The sequence below is a fragment of the Ensifer sp. EB106-03-01-XG145 genome (assembly GCF_058792075.1).
In genome coordinates this window covers 19,742-37,913 of sequence record NZ_JBYTEC010000018.1, presented here as the reverse complement: position 1 = coordinate 37,913, position 18,172 = coordinate 19,742, and the positions used below count along the sequence as shown (strand labels likewise).

The following is an 18,172-nucleotide window of genomic DNA, read 5'->3' as shown; positions in this document are numbered from 1 at the left end:
AGACCCGACCAAAGTGACAGCCCACAGCGCATCTCCTGGTCGGTTCCCTCCACCTGGCGCTCCCCGGTAAGGACAACAAGCCGATCATGGACCACCGCAATGCCGTCTTGGTGACCCCGAAGGGATAGAAAACGCAAAAACCGCCGCGCGCCCGTTGGGGCGCGCGGCGTGCATTGAATAAAGAGGTTTGGAACGATCTTCCTTTGACGATCGGTCAATCCAGATCTGACCTGTCTCGGAACGCGGCCGGCAAATCTCGTCGACCCAGCTCAGGCCCTCGCGGCGCCTCCGATCTCAGACGGCCCCGTCAGCCCCTACCCATAATGACAAAGACGACGCGGCGGATCGCCTCGGCGAAGCTGACGCCCAGCGCCATCGCCGCGATGCCGGTGACGCCCAATGCGCCGATCCCCATCAGCTTCCAGCGCCTGACGTCGTCGGTCACCGGCTTCATCTCCGCGACGTCCGCACCGATCGCCGTGACAGACGCCTCGATCTCACCCACGCGATCGACCAGCTGCTCCATGCGTAGATGTACGCTGCCATGAATGGCCGCGTACTTGTCCTCGGCACGGCGGCTGCCCTGCTCGATCCGGCGGATGGATTCCTGCAAACCGCGCATGCCCGCAACCAATTCGCCGAGCTGGCGGTGAACGGCAACATCGATTTCAACTGCCGACATCGGCGCGCTCCCCTTGTCTGGCGCATTCCGCTCGGGTCCAGATTTCCGCAGCACAGAGGCCAACGGCCGTGCGATCAATCCGGCGTTGATCGGCCGCAGTCGCGCCGCGCGCGCCGACGAGATCAGTTCCGACGACGCCCCGCAGACCCGGAACACTGGCCGGTTGCGAAGTTCCACAACCCGCCTGCATCAAGGCAGGAATCGTAATCAAGGCGCTTTTCGCGAGCGCGGCTCTGAGCGTCATTGTTCTGCCTTTCGATGGCATTGGCGATGGAACGAGCACCGTCGGCCCGGATTTCGTGAACGAGCCAGACGATGCCGGCGAGTAACAAGCCGCCGACCAACAACTTCGGCCCGGCCAGCATCATCTGGCCCAGCCAAGGCGGCGCGCGAGCACGTACCAGGTTTCGGAGAGGACGCCGGCAGCAAGGCCGACGCCAACCTCCAACAGCATCTGGATGTCCGGATCATCGGCAATCGCGGGACCGGTTTCAGGCGCCAGCAAGCCCTTCGCAACAAGCAAGCCGGCGCCATAGCGCAACACGATACGGATCATCACGGCGCTCATTTCGCCCACCTCGCGAAAATTGAGACAATCACGGTGACAAGGCGTTCGAAGATGTTGCCAAGAGACGGGGCCGAAGCGCTGGCGCCCTCGCCTTTTGCCTCCGATCCCGACTTTCCGGGCCGAAGCACCACGACGACGCCCGACTCTGCCGACCCCGCCATTTGCTGGCCACTCCGGCCATATCCGGCTTCCCGCAATGCCGCCTCAAACGCCCGGCCATAAGCCTCGATCGTCGGGCCATTTTGCCTGATATCCCCATTGATAATCGCGCGGGATGCCGCATAACGATAGCCGGTTGCCGCCCCGGAAAGGCTCTCGTCCGTGTCGAAGTCGGAAAGCCGTTTCCCGGTAAAAAGCCCCTCCGTCATGCCGTCGAACAGGATGTTCACTGCGGTCGCCATCTCGCTCGCCTGTTCAGGTGCGGCTACAATGCCGAACTTCGCGTAGTTCGCCTTGCCGGTTATCTGGGCCAAACCGCGCCCGCGATAGCGCCACCCGTCATCGGCCTCCACATTCCCGAGCCGCCCGCCATAGACCCGGTTCGCAAGCTTTCGCGGCTTGCCAGCATAGGGTTCGGCACTCGCAAGTGTCGGGAATCGAGCGGGCCACACCTTGGTCAGGCGATTCGCGGAGTAGTTCAAATTTTCCTCGACAGGTCGCATGGCACCGCCGGTCTCGTGGTATGCCGCGGCGAAGATTGCTGCGAGATGGAGGAGATTTGTGTCCCTGCGCTGGGCCTCGCCGAGGATGGCCTCGATACACTCGATCTGCTTTGGACAAAGCGATCTTCCGAGTACACCGGACGTGCTGCGACGCAGGGCCGCGTAAAACGCTGCTCTGTTCATGGATCACCTGATTGTTGGAGAGTGGCTAAAGACTGACGGCCGCGGACCACATGGCGTCAATCTGGACATCAGAGAGATTGAGCGCGGCGCCGACGGTTGCGATCAGTGGGTGCATTCGGTTGAAGGTGGCCGCGTATTCCCACTCGATTTGTGCCTTCTCCTTGTCAGGGCCGGCAGGCATAGCCGCGATGGTCGCAGAAACCTGCGAAGGTGGAATTTCGCCAGCAAGAAGCCCTAAACGAAGCTGCCGGGCTGAAAGATCCGGCATAATGTACCGAGTTTCCTCCGGCGTCGGATCGACGGGAACATAAGGGTCGATGTGGAAATAGGGGTTGTCCTCCAGCCAAGCTTTGATCAATGGGTTAAGCCCGTTGATGTCGTTCTCGCGATAGGCATGTGCAGCGATCGTTTCCTCGATACCGTTGATCATCACCGCGCAATCTACGTGCATCAGGTCGACAGGATCAGCCTGAACAACGCGGCTGATAGATATAATTTCAAACATGCCCGTCTCCTTCCTATGCGACGCGCTGAACCAAAAGAATGTTATTCGACCCACTGTAGGTGAGGCATCCTCTCACTCGCCAAGTGCCAGAGAGCTGCGCTCCACTAGCAAACAACGTAAACGATGAGGTCGAGTTGAGCCAAACCCCGACCGACACGTTTCGAGCCACGATCCCACCATTATAGACCAAGAGATACGAACCGATCGGATAGTTCGTTTCGTCTTGGTTGGTGCCCTTGTAGATCTGACTCAAATCGATGGCGTGATAGCCATCAACGGTGTCGGCGTTGCCGGCGCTATTCGCCCAATTCACGCTGAAATTCGACGGGTTGTAGACATAGAAATTGAGGCCGTCGTTGCCGCCGATGAGCCATGACGGTTGGCCGGCCTGCCCGCTCCAGTGGACGTTGAAATCGCCACCGCCCATGAGGCGTGGATAAGCTCGGCCATTGGTGGTGATCTTGCTGTTGAGGACGTTCGAAAGATAATCGCTCGCCCACGGCATGTAGACGTTGCCGTCACCCTGATAGACGCCACCCCCGGCGATGGTTAGGTTGCCGCCGATGGCGAGGCCGGCGGACGGAAGGTTGTACTTGGCGCCATCGTAGTGGAGGTATCTGGTGCCGCCGCCCAAGAAAATGACGCCAGTGCCATTGCCACGGCCGGCGGTGATGTCGCCAGTGACGAGGGTGTTTGCCCCATTGTCGATTGGCCCCTCAACCTTCAACAGTCCGTCGCTTTCCCTGAAGGACATCGTCCTGACGAACGCTCCAGAGGCGTTGTAGAGGTTGAGCCTCAAGGAGTTATCAGCCGTATCATTGTAAAACAGAGCTCTGTTTGTCCCGGCAGCATTTCTGAACCAAATATGCTTATTGGAATTGTTGTTAAAAACGATCTCTTGGCCGGAGGTGATGTAACTTCCAGAGAGCTGAATACTGGTTCCGGTAATGGCTCCTGAGAAGGCTTTTGCCGTCATCGTCGTCGGCAGGCGCGCATCCGCGACGGTGCCGGTCGTCAGGTTCGACGCATTGTCCGCACCGATGGTCGTCCTCATCGTTGCCGCATCGACGTCATCGAGGAGGTTTCGTGCAAGCGGCGTCAACGCGGTCGTCGCATAGAGGTCGTTCGCAGTCGTATAAGGCATCCTGTCTGCGGCCGTCGTCAGACTGGCGATCGATTGCAGCCCGGCGTCGTATGCCTGGACGGTCGCCCCGATCTCGAGACCGAGTGCGGTGCGCGCAGCACTCGCCGATGTCGCGCCGGTACCACCCGCGGTGACAGGCCGCGGCGCGTTGGCATCGGCGGTCAAGTCGTCGATCAGCGTGTTATATGGCACGCTCTGGATGGTCGTGTTCGGCACGCCTTTGGTGCCGGCGGGAGGCAAATAGACTCCCCCTGTTCTGGGCATGGCTGTTCTCCATAAAGGCGTTCTGCAAGACGCTTTGAGGGTTGCTTGGATCGTTGGACGGACTTTTTTGGACTTATGACCTTGCGACGCGGGTCGTTCGCCGGCGCGCAATGCTGGTCAAGCGCGCCCGGCAGTGCCCCCTCCTTAGAGGAAGGGTGATTGCGCTCCGCGGCGTCTGCGTCGTTCCCCCTTGCACCGTCCGGTGAGGGTCAACACGCGAGGCACCGGGCCGCCAGCGCAGGCACCCCGTTGCTCGGGGCTTCGGTGCCCGTTTCCGCATTGATCGCGTTCCGTGCGCGCTAACGCTTCTTCCGTCCGGCGGAAAAAAGCCGGCCGTAGTCGACACGGCGCATACCGTCCGCATCGCGGCTGACGGCATCGGGGCGGGTCTTTTCCACTTCCTGCGCCATCACACCGATATGTTTCGGGCCGTGCCCGGGCTCGTCCTTGTAGCGGTATTCGTAAAGCGAATGCCCATCCAGCTTGCCGACTTTCTTGATGTCCTTCTTCAGGCGCCGGTCTGAAGGTTTTGGCAAGGCCCCAAGAATGCTCCCGAGCACATTGCTGATGCCTTCTCGCTTCTGATTGTACGCCGCGACACGGTTCTGGTAATCCTGCTGCACGATCCCGGCATAATCCGGTGCCTCAATGCCGGTGCGAACCTTGTCTAGTCCCTGATCCGCGCGCCTTCCTCGCCCGGTTTCTCGATTGCCACCGCCTTCGCCCGGATCGTCAGCTTAACATTATGAAATCTGACCTTGCCGTCTGTCTGCTCGACAGAGCCAATATCGATGTTAACCGTGAACCGTTCGCCCTCGTATCCGACGAACTCAATATCGCCCATCTCATCGTCCGGAATTCTGCCCGGCGGATCGAAGGCTAGCTGATCGACCCCCTCGAACACCAAGAAACCATCCTCCACATCCTCGGCGGTGTAGAAGTCCCAAGTCTCCCCACGCACGCGCGATATCGCGTCGATGTGGATCTTTACTTCCTTCCTCCAGCTATCGATCACGATCCCCTTACAGGCGCGGTCACCGACGTAGATACTGTCAAGAAATTCGTTGGGTTTCATGATCTTACCTTATTAGCCAATGCGCATCCGGGCTATTGTACGGAACGACATTACCCCAAATATCGAGCGACAAGCCTTGTCCGGTTCTGTCTGGTCCTGTTCCTGGCAAATGGCCGTGCCCGTGGGGCGTCGTATTTCTGCCATGTCCCTGCGGATTAAGCCTCTGATAGTTTGATCCATTCGGATAAAGCGTGTGGGTGTCAACTGGATTTCGTCCGGGAAGCGTGCTCCCCCCCAACGGCTCGAACATAAGGTTGCCTCTGCTGTCGCCAATGAAACGCTGGATGGGCCAACCGGTGCGGGGATCGATGATCCGCTCTCTTTGAAGCTCTTCCAGCCGCTGCTGCAAAGCTTGCAGTGTCTGTGGCGAATGAGAGCCCCCTGGAGGGTTCAGAAACGCCTCGTTGGGATTGAGGCGACGGATTTCTCGCTCATACCGCACAATTTGGTCCGCGATCACCTGTTGCGCGGGACTTCTCGCCGGGAGACCGCGCCGCGTCGGGGGCCGAGCCTGGGCAAACTCTTGGCCGCCCCGGCGCTCGCTGCCGGCACTCCGCCCCCGGTTCGGCAACCAACTGTTGGCCTCCTCGCCAAAATCGCTAAGTTCCAGTGCGCCACCGAGACCAATTGGGGCTTCGTAAAAGTCATCGAAATCGCTGATCCGCCTCATCCCGGCATCCCTCCAATATGCGCCGCAGTCAGAGCCGTTCCACCGGCCATTTCGGCCAGGTTCTGCTCGCGTTTCAGGTTGAGTTCGGCATCGATCTGGTAGCGCTTCAGCGCGCCGTTCTGCTGGATCTCCGCAAGCTTCAGCTCGCGCTCCATCTCAAGCTTGCGCTTGGCGTTTTCACCGTCCATGCGCGCCTTCTCGTTCGCCAGCTGCATCTGCATCTGCAGTTGCTGCATGCCCACGTCAGGCTGTTGCTGGGGCTGCGCCGCCTGCATCCGACGCTGGATGTCCTCCGGCGTCGGCTTGGTGAAATAGAGGTCGGGCGATTTCAGCCCCGCCGCCTCCACCGTCTTCGCGATGCCGTTGTAGAGGTTGTCGGGCGAGACGTAAGGGTTGTCCGACCCGAGCGTCGCTACAGCGCCGCGCGTCTTATAAGACGCGCAAAGGTCGCTGTAACGCTTTGAAGTGCTGCATGTTTTTGCCCTTAAATCCGCGAGGATTTAAGGAAACAGGCAGTAGCAGCTTTTCCTGCAATTGCTGGATCATCTGGATCATCAGCATGTCGCGCTCGCGTGTGCCCGCACCGAGCCCGGTGTTGACGGTCGCATCCATGCCGGCGTTCCAGTGGCGCGGGTCCGAAGGTCACCCATTTGCCGCGAAGCCTGACTGCCCGCGGCCGGTCCTGGTGCTTGATGGTGAGGCCGAGCAGCCCCTTGAACACCCGTTTCAGCCCTTGCGCAAAGGTGCGCACCATCAGCTCCGTCTGGCCGATGCCCGCCTGTTCGACGCGTGCGGTCGCCTTCCGAGCGGTCCGCTACTGCCCATCGCACAGATGCCAATCCAATACGACCAGCCAGAGGCTAAGCTTCGCGCGCCGGCACCAGTTTCCTTTGGGCATCCAATTTCCCGACAACCGGTTCAAGCGAACTGTAAGCTATCAGAAAGACAAGACATTGCGGCCCGAGCAGACCTGCCAGAAATGTGATCTGCACCGTCTCCCAAAAGGCATTGAGGTTGTCGGACCGGAGGAAAAGGACGGAGTAGCCAATCGGAATAATCATCAACGGCAGTGCCGCCAACGTGATGTACACAAGGCGCTTCCAAAGGCGCACCGCCGGAAGGGGAATGAAAGCAAAAATATAGAGGAGCGAAACGGAAGCTGCCGCCGAGAACGTGAAGAAGCGTTGGTAGGCCCAAGCCGCAAATGCCAGCATGACGATATAGCTGAGAACCACACGAACCGCATTGAGAAACGTATAGTGCATGGAAGCCTCGCAAGATCCACTCGTCAGGCAAGCAGCAGCGCCGCCAGACCGCTTAATGTCACGCTAGATTACGACGCAATTGCGCGCGAATACAACGCAGCATTGCTGTTACGCAACCCTTAATTGCGCCTCTTCCTGAGGGATCTGCGACGTGGAGACCGGACAAAGCCGCCGCAAAAGGCGCTTCTCTAGAAAAACATAGGTGAGGACGAAGACCAGGTAGTTGGGGCTGATCCAGCTATGCAGGGAAAACCGAAACAAGCCCTGCATAAACGTCTCGCTGTCAAAAGTGCCATCCACCAACGCCCAGTCGAGCGAGCGCGCAACGACCGTCAAAAGCATGAAGGCGGTGATCAGGAAGACGCGGTTGCGAAGCGAGACGGTCGGAAGCGGTACGAATGCCACGAGAAAATAGGTCGTGGCATAGGGCGCCATGTACCACTGGAAGAAGCGCCCATAGAGCAGTTTCGCAAGAAGCAGCATAGCCGCATAGCAAACGAGAACACGGACGGTATTCCATAGCGTGTATTGCATGGGCGCTCGGATCTGCTGCTGTGTAGGTGAACGTTGGGCATCGAGTCGACTCTACTCTAGAGATTGCGACCTTTTTGCGCCACCCTGAGTTTACAGCAAAGACCTACGGTTTCTTCAGCACGCGGCGCAAGCTTTCCAAGTCGGTGGCCTCGTCGACATGCCTGTTCAGACCGCGCAACTGCCGATCCAGGACAACCGGCCAGTCGGTCTCGTCCACCCCACGAAAAGGACCAACGCCGCTGACTGCCTTGCTCACCAGAGTCGTGCAATCTGCCCATCCCCCGCCGCCATTCTCGTCCGCGCGCCGGATGATCTCCGCCTCCTCTTCGGGCGTCGTTGCAAATTTGCGCACGGTTACATTGGGGCCATCACGAAGCTGATACTGCAAATAGTCCTCAGGAGACACTTCCGGTCCGTATAGAGCCCGCCCACTGCCCATTTCTTTACTCATGTAAGAACCCGACGGATCGTAGAGGAAACGCCCTTCAGCATCGCCATTGTCAGGAATGATAAAAAGCCCACTGTGCATGTTGTTGCCAAGCAGTGCTTGAATCGGCCAGCCCGACGGATTCGTGTTGGACATGACATATGTGTCCGCAACCTCCACGCCCTCATCGCGCCCGCGTTCCCTGCCCCAGTTCGGCAATCGGCTGTTGGCCTCCTCGCCGAAGTCGCGCAGTTCCAGCGCCGTCGTCGACTTTGCACCGGTTTCATACAGGTCGTCATCCGGCTCACCCCTAAATGGCGGCGCAGCCCGCTTGTTAATTCTGATCATCCGGGCATTCCCCCAATATGCGCTGTGGTGAGCGTCGTTCCGCCGGCCATTTCGGCCAGGTTCTGCTCGCGTTTCAGGTTGAGTTCAGCGTCGATCTGGTAGCGTTTGAGCGCCCCGTTCTGCTGGATCTCCGCAAGCTTCAGCTCGCGCTCCATCTCCAGCTTGCGCTTGGCGTTTTCGCCGTCCATGCGCGCCTTCTCGTTCGCCAGTTGCATCTGCATCTGCAGTTGCTGCATGGCTGCGTCAGGCTGTTGCTGCGGCTGGGCCGCCTGCATCCGACGCTGGATGTCCTCCGGCGTCGGCTTGGTGAAGTAGAGGTCGGGCGATTTCAGTCCGGCCGCCTCCACGGTCTTGGCGATGCCGTTGTAGAGGTTGTCGGGAGAGACGTAAGGATTGTCGGCCCCGAGCGTCGTCAGGAGTTTCTCCTGCAATTGCTGGATCATCTGGATCATCAGAATGTCGCGCTCGCGTGTGCCCGCACCGAGCCCGGTATTCACCGTCGCATCCATGCCGGCGTTCCAGTGGCGCGGGTCGAAGCTCACCCATTTGCCGCGCAGACGCACCGCCCGCGGCCGGTCCTGGTGCTTGATGGTGAGACCGAGCAGCCCCTTGAACACGCGTCTCAGCCCTTGCGCAAACGTGCGCACCATCAGCTCCGTCTGGCCGATGCCCGCCTGCTCGACCAGCGCGGTCGCCTTCGCCGTCATGTTCTGCAGCGCATCCGGCGCCAGGCCGCTCGAAGCATCCGATATCCCGGTGCGGTCGGTCGCCTCCTGGTCGAGATAGCCGAGCATGGAGAAGGATTCCCGCGCCACGAACGGCACTGCCGTGTAGCCAACGGCGCCGCGCACATCGACGCCCTGGCCGACGCGGATCGGCTGGCCGAACTTCGGGTTCAGCACCGATTCCGGGTTTTGGATCACCCCTTCCTGCACGATCGGCTGCTGGTTGTTCTGCCAGTAGAGATTGTCGAGCGTCTGGCGCAGAAGCACGGTCTTCACCCGCTGGATCTCCGCCATGTCGTCGGTGATCGCATTGCCCTCGCGCTGGTGCGGCCGCCGCTCGGTGATGAGATCGGCAAAGGGCACCTCGTCCCATTCCGCATCCTCGAGCAGGTTGTCGGCCCCGGTGCCGCCGGCAAAGACCAGGCGCCGAAGCTCGGCAATGCCGTCGTCGTCCGCATCCACCTTCACATAGAGCTCGTAATAGTCGACCTCCTGCAGCGCCGTCGCGGTCTCCTCGCCGTCGCCGAAGATGCCGCGCCTGCGGGCAAATTCTTCGTCCTCGCCATCGGCATTACCGGCAATGGCAAAACCTTCGACGAGATCACGGTCGTAGCCCATGGCGATCAGATCCGAGCGGCGCATCCGCCGCTTGATGCCGGCAATCGGGCTGTCATCGATCGAGATCGCATCTGGATGAACGAGGAATTCCTCGAGCGGCACGGCGGCAAGCCTTGTCGCCCCACGCTCGGCCGTACGGCGGATCTTGACGGTGAAGACCGGCTGCTCCACCGGCCCGGTGGGCAGCTCGATCCGTTCGACCGATTGCGCCTGTTCCAGCACCTCCACCGTGTCGTCGGCGATCAGTTGCACCAGGGCGGCCTCGTCGAGCCCGCTATGGGTCGAAACCTCGACGCTTTTCTTCTTCTCGTACCACCAGCGGATCACGCCGTTGCCGAGCTTCAGCGCGTCATGCGCTGCATCCTGCACCGCGTCATAGCCGTCGCTTTCGGGAAAGACGATGTAGTTGATGTAGTCGGTCGCCTGCTCGGCGCCTGCCTCGTCGCCCTGGTTGACCGGCTGGTATTCCACCACCTTGTCATTGCCAAGCACGGTGCGGATGAGCGAAGGCAGCACCTTCTTCACCGCCGCCCGCACGTCGCGCGAAACCACCTTCGAGCGGTTCGCTTCCGCCGGCACGTCGGCCATCACGCCGTCGTAGTATTCCATTGCCCGCACACGCGTGGCCGAAAGCTGGTCGCGATAGTCCTCGCAATCCCTGACGAGCTGGCTCACGAGCTCCGTCAGTTCCGGTTTCGTCATCGCTGCCATCAGAGAACCTTTCAGGGAGGAATATGGTTGAGATGCTGCCGTTGTCACGCGCGGCCCGAACGGGTGCGGCCGCGCCCTGGGGTTGATCGGCAGCGGAAAGATGTCGCATGAACATCGTTTGTCGTGAGGGATTGGTGACGGCGAACACCGGGGTGAGAAACCTTAGGTCGCCAGCTCACCGCTTGTTGTTGCAGAATGTTGGACAGGTCGGCAACGGAGGGCAGCCGTCGATCGATTGCATCACCCCTTGCGGCGAGACCTTCGATGAGACCTGACCGCGGCCAACCAGTCTGGGAGAACGAATATGCCACTGGCCGACGCGACGAACTGAGCGATGGGCATGAACCCCTCTTGCCGCGCCATGCCACTCGACAGGGCAGCGAACGTCACTAAGCCTCCGAGCCCCAGGTAGGCTCGCTTCATCTCTGCCACCGGAATAACGTCGAAGAACCTGGAAACGTAGTCGGGCTCGCGCCACAGTATCAACGCGGCAATAAAGGTGAAAGACAGTATTGTCCAGGCATAGACCGAGAGCGTGGCGCTCCTGGCCGTTACGATGCCGCTCTGGTGCAGTAGGTCGGCTGAAATCGAAATCGCCAACAGCACGCCAAGCAGCGCCCAAATCAGCCTTCGTTTGCTTCCCCAGAAAAAATACATACTCGCACTGGTAGCGAGCCCGCGTTAAAAGTTCGCTTCCGGCAAGGGTGTTCTCTGCCATCAGAGAACCTTCCGATCGGTAAAGGCCCAGGCGGCGCCGTCCGCCTTCACCCGGGCAAAGCGTTTCATCATCAGCGCATAACGAGAGGCCGAAATCACGTCGTCACGCTCTTTCACGATCCGGCCATCCTTGCGGTGGTAGAGCCTGAACTCCTCGAACCAGTCGCCAGCGGTGGAAAACACCTTGAAGCGGCCGGTCTGCATGCGCTGCAGCATGTCGGAGATCCCCGCCTCGACGCCGTTGGTGCCGTCGTCGAAGGTTGCGCGCTCGGAAAGCATCGCCAGCCCCTGCCCGCGATATTGCGCCGCCAGCTGCTCGCCCGAGCCCTTGTCGTGCTGCAGCCCGTCATGCGGCCACGCCCACGGCAGCCAGGGCCCCCAGGGTTTGAGCGCCGCCGCATGGATGATCGGCGTCGCCTCGCGCTCGCGGTAGACCCGGGTCACATAGAAGACATCGGCCTCCCGGTCCCAGGCGCAAAGCGCTGCGGCAAAGGGGTGGTCCCAGCCGAAGTCGAGCCCGCCGATCTGCACCCAATGCCTGGGTATCTCGAACGGCTCGACGCGGATCTGTTCCTCGGTCACCGGGAAAATCCGGCCGGAGCCGAGTGTCGGCACACCCTTGGTGCGCGCTTCCTTCTCATGCGCCGGGTAGCTCGCAACGATCTTCGCGCGCTCCTGCGGCGTGTAATGCTCGGCATCGTCGATCGTCATCGTCACCACGGTCCGGTCTTCGGAGGGTTCCAGCAGGTAGCGGCTGACGACCGAGCTCATGCCTTTCAGCGGCGTAAAGGTCACGGCGACCGAGCCGCCCGTCGCATTGGTGCGGGTGATGCCCTCGAAATAGACATCCTCCGGCGGCTCCTCGTCGAACCAGACATAGTCCACCGTGTTTGCCTGCCATTTCGCCCGGCCCTGCTCATAGGCTTTGAGAAGCAGCGTCGAGGTGCCGCCCGAAGCATGGCGCACCGTCACGCTGTCGAGCGCGCCGGAAGCGCTGGAACGCCGGGTCCAGCCTGAAATATTCGATTTCGGGATATAGCCGGTGCCCCAATCCTCCTCGCTCATCGGCGGGCCGACGAGCAGCCGCTGCACGCCATCGCGTGTCAGCTCGTGCGATTCCGAGCCGCCGATCATCGTGATCGGCCGCTCGAACCGTCGGCCCGCCCACCAAGAGGGATAGTCGCCTGTCAGATGCATCGCCGCTTCCGCAGCACCGGCCAGCGTCTTGCCGAGCTGATTGCCGGCCATGAACAGCCGCTCGCGGAACGTGGCCCCTGCTTCATGGAATGCCGTCTGCTTCGCATAGGGCCGGTAATAGAGCAGCCTATTCGTGTTCTGCCGGCGCCCGATCTCCATCGCCAGCTCCATCCGCTCCTTGAGCAGCAAGGAAAGGCCGGATGGTTTGGTCGAGCTTGCGGATCCGCTGAAGGAGTTGTTCATCCGTCATCTCGCCGATCTGGTTGGCATTGATGGTCACGTCCTTCGGCATCAGCGCCGCGACGGCCTTCAGGAAATCATGCGGGTTCTTCTCGATCAGCGCGTGGATCGCCGCTGCCCCGCGGCTTTCCCAGGCCGAAAGCATGTCTTCGAGGAAAAGCTCGCCGAGTTTGGTGCGTACCGCCTTGCGGGCGCGCGGCCGGATGACCGCACCTGCCCGGTCGGCGCGCGGCAAAAAACGCCCGGTTTTCGGGTCCTTGGCTGGTTTGCTTGTCATGGAAATTACTCCGGGCAGGCTGAGCCGCTGACCCTGCTGGCAGCCGCGGCTTTGACAGAAAAGGCACTCGGCCTCGACTTCGGTCCGTCACCTCGTCTTTGCTCGAATGGCTCGGCGCACCTGCCAATCGTCGAGCGCCGTCACCGCGGACAGCGCAACGCGCGCCGAGCGTGACAGCCGATCACAGAAAATTGCGGGTGTCACGCCGGATGTCACGCTTGCAACCTTGACTTCAGGTTGTATCCGGTCATCAATGCGGCCCACCGGGTTGCCCCGTTTCGGGTCCTCTTGGCGGAATGCATCGCAAGCGCCCTGCTAGCCAGGGAAAAGCCAAAGTAGTTCAAGATTTTGAGTAATTTATCAGCCTAGCAGGCCCGCTGCGGGAACCGTGCGATGGATGCAACAGGTGTCAGATGATCCGCAACGCGTTCAGTAAGTTGAAGACCATTTTCACCCCGCGGCCCTCCGCAACGAATATCTCGCCCAGGTTGCTTGAACTGGCCACCTCGGGGAACGTCGACGCCCAGGCAAAACTGGCCGAAATCTATTTCAACGACGGCGGCGAGGAACACTACGCCGCCTCGCTTCACTGGAACCGGCAGGCCGCCCGCCAGGGTCATCCCGCCGCGCAGGCCCGTCTCGTCACCATCTATCAAAGGGGGCTCGGCGTCGAGCGCGATCCGAAAGAGGCCTCGCGCTGGCTTCGCAACATTGGGCAACCGCGCGCGCGAATTGAGCCCACCCGCGCCGTTTCCGGCAAGATCGCCAAACAGGAAGCATAGCAAGCGCCAACCGGCCTTGGCGAAGCACCGTAACGATCCGCAACGGTCAGGCGGCCATTGCGCGGCTGATAAGACGCGCGGCGCTGTAGGCCGCTCGCCTTAGCTGACCCCGGAATCAAAAAGGCCGCTTCAATGACGAAACGGCCAGCCTGTAATATCCTTAGCCCGCTTCTGGCCGTTTGGCAAGCCCCTTTGCCTAAATTTGTTTCTGTTTTGTTCTTTTTTCGCGAGCCGCCTGCGTCGCTCGCCTCACGCCCACCTGCCGTCTCGCCCGCCCGCTCCCATCGTTTGGTGATATAGTTACGCCCGGCACGCGACACTGCCTTTGCCCCGCGGTCCCGCGGCAATGGAGCGCCGGCCATGACCAAGCGCGCCATGTCCGGTTCGATGGCGAGGCGGTCGAAGGCCGTTCCCACGACGACGGGAGGATCCCATGACCCCACGATATCTGCTTGCCGCTGTTATCGCGGCGCTTGTCGCGCTTGCCGGCTGCACCACCGACCAGGCCAGCCGCAGCACCGCCCCTGCCCCAAGCCAGGGAAACCAGGGCACGCAAGGCGGCCAAGGCATGAGCCAGGGCGGCGGAAGCTCCGGCTACTAAAGCATGTCGCGCAAAAGTGCGTAGCGGTTTTGCGATAACGACATGCGACAAACCAATAAAGCACGTCGCGCAAATGTGCGCAGCGGTTTTGCTGCGACAACCCAAAACTGAACGGCCCTGTGACGAGCGTCGCCGACCGCAGGCTGCCTGTCCAGTCCGCGTATGACAGCACCGCCATGCACGGAGCCTGCCGGCACCGTTCGCCTCGCTTCGGCGCTTGCTGATTGAACCTCCGGCGCCGAAACGCGTTGAGTAACCATGACGCGCAATCTCGGTGCCACGCCATTTGTTTGCGCGCATTCTGTGTTAAGCTTCCCCTTGGGAGGAAAATGCCATGGAGAATTTCTTCGCACTCGCCGCCATCGTCGTCGGCTCCGCCATCCTGGGGCTTGCGCTTGCCTACGGAATGCGCCGCAAGGACGCACACCGTCCTCCCGATCATGACGACGCCCGGTTGAAGTTCTAAAGCCTGTCGCGCAAAAGTGCGCAGCGGTTTTGCGACAACGACATGCGAAATATCAAGAACTTAAAGCGCAAGGAGCGAATCTGAAAGATCGCGACGCTTTAGAGCCGCTGGCTCTTCCATGAAACGTGCTAAGCGCGCAAGCGCCCGCTTCGCAGCGCCACTCGTTCGCCGGGCCGCACCATCTTGAGCGCGGACAGCGTCGACTGGCGACAGCGAGCACTTTGGCTCCCTTCCTCTCACAGACGTTCCCCTTGCCCGGCAGCCGGGAACCTTTCCCGCCTCCTCGCCTTACTCCTTCGACATGACCAACCGAGGAGATGCGAGGATGAGCAAGGCGAACCCGAAATCACGTGATCTCAGGCAGACACCCGAAGACCTGTCGCAACCCGCAGAACCGACCGTCGTGCCGATCGGCAGGATCCCGCCGTTGCCGGTCGATCTGGTTCCTGAGGGCGATGACATTCCGCCGGGTGACCAGGGCCGCGTGCCGCCGGTTCCGAGCCGCGATGAGGCCAATGTGAACCCGGACGACGCCCTGCCCGAAGACGGCGAGGAGAAAATCCTCGACGACGACCCGGCGCGCGAAAAGACCCGCTTCGACGAGGAGCTTCCGAAGAGCAGCCGATAGGCATGTCGCGCAAAAGTGGGCAGCGGTTTTGCGATAAACGACATGCGGCTAGCTGACTTGCAAGCATGAACAGAAAAGCCCGCCGGTCACCACAACCGACGGGCCTTTTTTTGGAACGCGCTTCGCTCAGAAATAGGGCGAATAGCACTGCTGGCGCGGGCCGCCATAGGGCTGGAACGAATTGTCCCAAGCGCGGTACGAGCGGTAGCGGGCATAGCACCAGTCCACGTGCCGCGGGTTCACGCCGGCATCCGCCCGGCGCGGCGGCGCGGCAATGGCGCCGCCGATGATGACGCCGGTGCCAAAGGCCGCCAGCGGATACCACCAGCCGTCATTATGGCGGCGATAGCCATAGCGCTCGTAGCGATAGCCGCGGTAGCCGTTATAGTGTCCATAGCGGTAGCCGCCATCCCAGCCCGGACGCGGACGATACCCGCCGTCCCAACCGGGGCGCGGACGATAGCCGCCATGCCAACCCGGCGGACGCCGGCGATAGTGGCCGCCGTTCCATTCCCGGTGCTGCACCAACTCGACGTCGCTCTTCTGCACCCGCTCGATGGCAACCGCCGGCACGGCATTCGCCGGCGTGATGCCCGAAAGAGCCGTAACCGCCGCCATTATGACGATGGCAATCTTCTTCATCTCATCACCTGTCCGTTTGGAAACAGGCGGCAGTTTCGCGGAATGACGTGAACCCACAATGAATGCGATACATCTAATATGTAATACAACCCAAAGGCGGCATCCGCGGCCAGTGTTTCATGCGCGCGCGGCCCCATCCCCACGCAACGCGAGCGCATGCGCAATCAGCGTTTCCACCGCCGCGCCATAGGAGATTCCGTCTGCCGCAAGCGCCTTGGCATACATGCTGATATTGGTGAAGCCGGGAATGGTGTTGATCTCGTTGATGACCAGGCTTCCATCCGGCCGCAGGAAGAAATCGACGCGCGCCATGCCGGCGCAGGCCAGTGCCCGGAAGGCCCGCTCGGCCATCTCCTGCGCCCGCGCGCCCACCTCTTCGGCAAGGTCCGCCGGCGCATTCACGATCGCGCCGCCAGCGTCGACATATTTGGCGTCGTAGCTGTAGAAACCGTGGCTTTCGGCGGGGATGATCTCTCCCGGCCGCGACACGGTGAGCCTGCCCTTGGCGTCTTCCAGCACCGAGCACTCGATCTCGCGGGCCTGCACGAACTCTTCGATCAGCACCTTGTCGTCGTGGCGAAACGCCTCTTCCAGCGCAGCCGCAAGCCCGTCGAGGCTATTGACACGGCTGACGCCGACGGATGAGCCCTGCCGCGCCGGCTTAACGAAAACCGGCAATCCCAGTGTTTCCAGGATGGTTTCGCCGGAATAGGCGTCCTCCTGATGCAGCGCGATGGCACGCGCGACCGGCAACCCCTCGGCCGCAAGCAGGCGCTTGGCGAGCACCTTGTCCATGGCGGCTGCCGAAGCCGCAACGCCGCAGCCGACATAGGCGACATCGGCCGTCTCGGCGTAACCCTGCACCGTCCCGTCCTCGCCGAACGGCCCATGCAGCACCGGAAAGATCAGGTCGACGGCCGGCAGCAGCCCTTGCGTTCCGTCGGCGGCAATGGTGACCGCCCGCCCCTTGCCGCCCGGGATCAGCGCAACTTGCGTTCCTGCCGCCGGAATGGCCCGCGGCAGCTCACCGTTTTCAAGCTCGAGCAACAGCCAGCGCCCATCCTTGGCAATGCCGATCGGCACGATCTCGTAGCGTGCTCTGTCAAGCGCGGCGACGACATTGCGCGCCGACATCAGCGAAACCTCATGCTCCGCCGAACGCCCACCAAACAACACGGCAATGCGCAACTTCCCTGTCATGACGTCTTTCCTTCAGAATCGTGACCAATGCTGATCCGCAAGGAAGCGGTCGAAGATGGCAACAAGACGTCAAGGAAACGTGCTATCGCTGCGACAGGAAAATTTTCTCAATCGACCGCAACACCGCTTGACCCTTCAGGCGGCGAGACACAATTGGAACGCGAAGGATAATTTGAAGGAGAAGTCGTCCATGGCCGAGGTCCTGCTCTTCCATCACGCCCAGGGGCTGACCCCGGGCACGCACGCTTTCGCCGATGACCTGCGGGCCGCCGGCCACACCGTGCACGTGCCCGATCTCTTCGAGGGGCGCACCTTCAACAGCATCGAAGAAGGCCTTGCCTATATCGGCGAGGTCGGCTTCGATGAGATGCGCGAGCGCGGCGTTCGCCTCGCCGACGCTCTTCCCCAGGGTCTCGTCTATGCCGGCTTCTCCTTCGGCGTCCTGCCGGCACAGAAGCTCGCCCAGACCCGGCCCGGCGCCCGCGGCGCCCTGCTCTTTTACTCCTGCATCCCGATCAGCGGTCAGTGGTCCTTCGGCCCCTGGCCGGATGGCGTGCCCGTCCAGATCCACGGCATGGACAATGACCCGATCTTCGTCGGCGAAGGCGACATCGACGCTGCCCGCGAACTCGTCGAGAAGGCCGACGATGCCGAGCTCTTCCTCTATCCGGGCGACCAGCACTATTTCGCCGACAGCTCGCTGCCGTCCTACGACGCGACGGCAACGGCGCTGCTGACGGATCGGGTGCTTGCTTTTCTCAGGCGGGTCTGAGGCTGCCCTATTGTAGGAAAAGCTCGGAGTTGCTCAGCAATCCCACCAATCGGTCATGGTGGCCTTGGCCGCTTTGCGCCAACAGTAGACATTCGCCGACCGCGGCGCCGTGGCCGATATGGGGCCGAGAGCGGGACGGCAGGTTCCGGGCAGCAGCATTGATAAAGCGGACATTCGCTATCGGCTTAAATCAGCAGGTCGGCCATTGACTGCTGTCGACCCCTCCAGGTCGTACCTTGACCTGGATGTGAGCATCTGCTTCGGCCAAA

Annotated in this window: 23 protein-coding genes and 2 pseudogenes; 6 read left to right on the top strand and 19 right to left on the bottom strand. The window is 61.4% G+C overall.

The features are described from left to right. Positions 1-307: 307 nt before the first annotated feature. The 17 genes and pseudogenes from AC3WWH_RS28195 to AC3WWH_RS28115 all read right to left on the bottom strand — a co-directional run bounded on the left by AC3WWH_RS28195 (position 308) and on the right by AC3WWH_RS28115 (position 12,812). Positions 308-682, bottom strand: a complete 375-nt coding sequence (locus AC3WWH_RS28195; RefSeq protein ID WP_058323332.1) for a DUF1515 family protein — start codon at positions 680-682, stop codon at positions 308-310. Further along, positions 669-872 carry a hypothetical protein gene (locus tag AC3WWH_RS28190; protein ID WP_245299195.1) on the bottom strand — a complete coding sequence of 68 codons (204 nt, stop codon included), beginning with the start codon at positions 870-872 and terminating at the stop codon, positions 669-671. Before AC3WWH_RS28190 ends, AC3WWH_RS28195 begins: the two co-directional genes overlap by 14 nt. After that, positions 805-1,050: a hypothetical protein gene (locus AC3WWH_RS28185; RefSeq protein WP_058323331.1), complete on the bottom strand. Its 246-nt coding sequence runs from the start codon at positions 1,048-1,050 to the stop codon at positions 805-807. The genes AC3WWH_RS28190 and AC3WWH_RS28185 overlap by 68 nt, the downstream gene beginning before the upstream one ends. Then, entirely contained in the window at positions 1,047-1,250 is a 204-nt protein-coding gene (locus tag AC3WWH_RS28180; protein WP_058323330.1) for a hypothetical protein, read from the bottom strand. Before AC3WWH_RS28180 ends, AC3WWH_RS28185 begins: the two co-directional genes overlap by 4 nt. After that, positions 1,247-2,095: a hypothetical protein gene (locus AC3WWH_RS28175; RefSeq protein WP_058323329.1), complete on the bottom strand. Its 849-nt coding sequence runs from the start codon at positions 2,093-2,095 to the stop codon at positions 1,247-1,249. The genes AC3WWH_RS28180 and AC3WWH_RS28175 overlap by 4 nt, the downstream gene beginning before the upstream one ends. 25 nt (positions 2,096-2,120) lie before the next feature. Then, entirely contained in the window at positions 2,121-2,600 is a 480-nt protein-coding gene (locus AC3WWH_RS28170) for a hypothetical protein (RefSeq protein WP_058323328.1), read from the bottom strand. Positions 2,601-2,613: 13 nt separating this feature from the next. Then, positions 2,614-4,008 (bottom strand): hypothetical protein, encoded by a 1,395-nt coding sequence (locus tag AC3WWH_RS28165; RefSeq protein ID WP_245299193.1) that lies wholly within the window; start codon positions 4,006-4,008, stop codon positions 2,614-2,616. Between the two features lie 299 nt (positions 4,009-4,307). Continuing rightward, positions 4,308-4,646, bottom strand: a pseudogene (locus tag AC3WWH_RS28160) (tail fiber domain-containing protein); the annotation flags it as partial. A 29-nt stretch (positions 4,647-4,675) separates the two neighbouring features. After that, positions 4,676-5,083, bottom strand: coding sequence for a DUF6258 family protein (locus AC3WWH_RS28155; protein ID WP_058323302.1), 408 nt, complete (start codon positions 5,081-5,083; stop codon positions 4,676-4,678). A gap of 666 nt (positions 5,084-5,749) precedes the next feature. After that, positions 5,750-6,555: pseudogene (locus AC3WWH_RS28150) on the bottom strand (portal protein); the annotation flags it as partial. Positions 6,556-6,613: 58 nt separating this feature from the next. Continuing rightward, a complete protein-coding gene (locus AC3WWH_RS28145) occupies positions 6,614-7,018 on the bottom strand; it encodes a hypothetical protein (RefSeq protein ID WP_058323298.1) in 405 nt (134 codons plus the stop codon). Positions 7,019-7,126: 108 nt separating this feature from the next. Continuing rightward, the gene (locus AC3WWH_RS28140; protein WP_156433155.1) at positions 7,127-7,552 is read right to left on the bottom strand and encodes a hypothetical protein; all 426 of its coding nucleotides are present in this window, start codon (positions 7,550-7,552) and stop codon (positions 7,127-7,129) included. 103 nt (positions 7,553-7,655) lie between these two features. Continuing rightward, positions 7,656-8,327, bottom strand: coding sequence for a hypothetical protein (locus AC3WWH_RS28135; RefSeq protein ID WP_058323296.1), 672 nt, complete (start codon positions 8,325-8,327; stop codon positions 7,656-7,658). Further along, positions 8,324-10,381: a portal protein gene (locus AC3WWH_RS28130; protein ID WP_058323295.1), complete on the bottom strand. Its 2,058-nt coding sequence runs from the start codon at positions 10,379-10,381 to the stop codon at positions 8,324-8,326. Before AC3WWH_RS28130 ends, AC3WWH_RS28135 begins: the two co-directional genes overlap by 4 nt. A gap of 240 nt (positions 10,382-10,621) precedes the next feature. Next, on the bottom strand, positions 10,622-11,038 hold the full coding sequence (locus tag AC3WWH_RS28125) for a hypothetical protein (protein WP_057254011.1): 417 nt from the start codon (positions 11,036-11,038) through the stop codon (positions 10,622-10,624). Positions 11,039-11,098: 60 nt separating this feature from the next. Next, positions 11,099-12,538 carry a terminase large subunit domain-containing protein gene (locus tag AC3WWH_RS28120; RefSeq protein WP_058323294.1) on the bottom strand — a complete coding sequence of 480 codons (1,440 nt, stop codon included), beginning with the start codon at positions 12,536-12,538 and terminating at the stop codon, positions 11,099-11,101. Beyond that, positions 12,423-12,812 (bottom strand): hypothetical protein, encoded by a 390-nt coding sequence (locus AC3WWH_RS28115; RefSeq protein ID WP_113133112.1) that lies wholly within the window; start codon positions 12,810-12,812, stop codon positions 12,423-12,425. The genes AC3WWH_RS28120 and AC3WWH_RS28115 overlap by 116 nt, the downstream gene beginning before the upstream one ends. A gap of 413 nt (positions 12,813-13,225) precedes the next feature. Here AC3WWH_RS28115 and AC3WWH_RS28110 point away from each other — a divergent pair, with 413 nt between their 5' ends. The 4 genes from AC3WWH_RS28110 (at position 13,226) to AC3WWH_RS28095 (ending at position 15,289) form a co-directional block, all read left to right on the top strand. Beyond that, entirely contained in the window at positions 13,226-13,594 is a 369-nt protein-coding gene (locus tag AC3WWH_RS28110; protein WP_058323293.1) for a tetratricopeptide repeat protein, read from the top strand. 433 nt (positions 13,595-14,027) lie between these two features. Then, a complete protein-coding gene (locus AC3WWH_RS28105; RefSeq protein ID WP_176907390.1) occupies positions 14,028-14,195 on the top strand; it encodes a hypothetical protein in 168 nt (55 codons plus the stop codon). Between the two features lie 334 nt (positions 14,196-14,529). Then, positions 14,530-14,661: a hypothetical protein gene (locus AC3WWH_RS28100; RefSeq protein WP_255571009.1), complete on the top strand. Its 132-nt coding sequence runs from the start codon at positions 14,530-14,532 to the stop codon at positions 14,659-14,661. A 325-nt stretch (positions 14,662-14,986) separates the two neighbouring features. Next, positions 14,987-15,289, top strand: coding sequence for a hypothetical protein (locus AC3WWH_RS28095; protein ID WP_113398944.1), 303 nt, complete (start codon positions 14,987-14,989; stop codon positions 15,287-15,289). 126 nt (positions 15,290-15,415) lie between these two features. Here AC3WWH_RS28095 and AC3WWH_RS28090 read toward each other — a convergent pair whose 3' ends face one another. Beyond that, positions 15,416-15,931 (bottom strand): BA14K family protein, encoded by a 516-nt coding sequence (locus AC3WWH_RS28090; protein ID WP_058323292.1) that lies wholly within the window; start codon positions 15,929-15,931, stop codon positions 15,416-15,418. A 117-nt stretch (positions 15,932-16,048) separates the two neighbouring features. After that, the gene (locus tag AC3WWH_RS28085) at positions 16,049-17,131 is read right to left on the bottom strand and encodes a D-alanine--D-alanine ligase family protein (protein ID WP_058323291.1); all 1,083 of its coding nucleotides are present in this window, start codon (positions 17,129-17,131) and stop codon (positions 16,049-16,051) included. Positions 17,132-17,158: 27 nt separating this feature from the next. Between AC3WWH_RS28085 and AC3WWH_RS28080 the strand changes: the two genes are divergently transcribed. Further along, a complete protein-coding gene (locus AC3WWH_RS28080; protein ID WP_156414718.1) occupies positions 17,159-17,302 on the top strand; it encodes a hypothetical protein in 144 nt (47 codons plus the stop codon). Positions 17,303-17,321: 19 nt separating this feature from the next. Next, a complete protein-coding gene (locus tag AC3WWH_RS28075) occupies positions 17,322-17,903 on the top strand; it encodes a dienelactone hydrolase family protein (RefSeq protein ID WP_058323290.1) in 582 nt (193 codons plus the stop codon). The last annotated feature ends 269 nt before the right edge of the window (positions 17,904-18,172 follow it).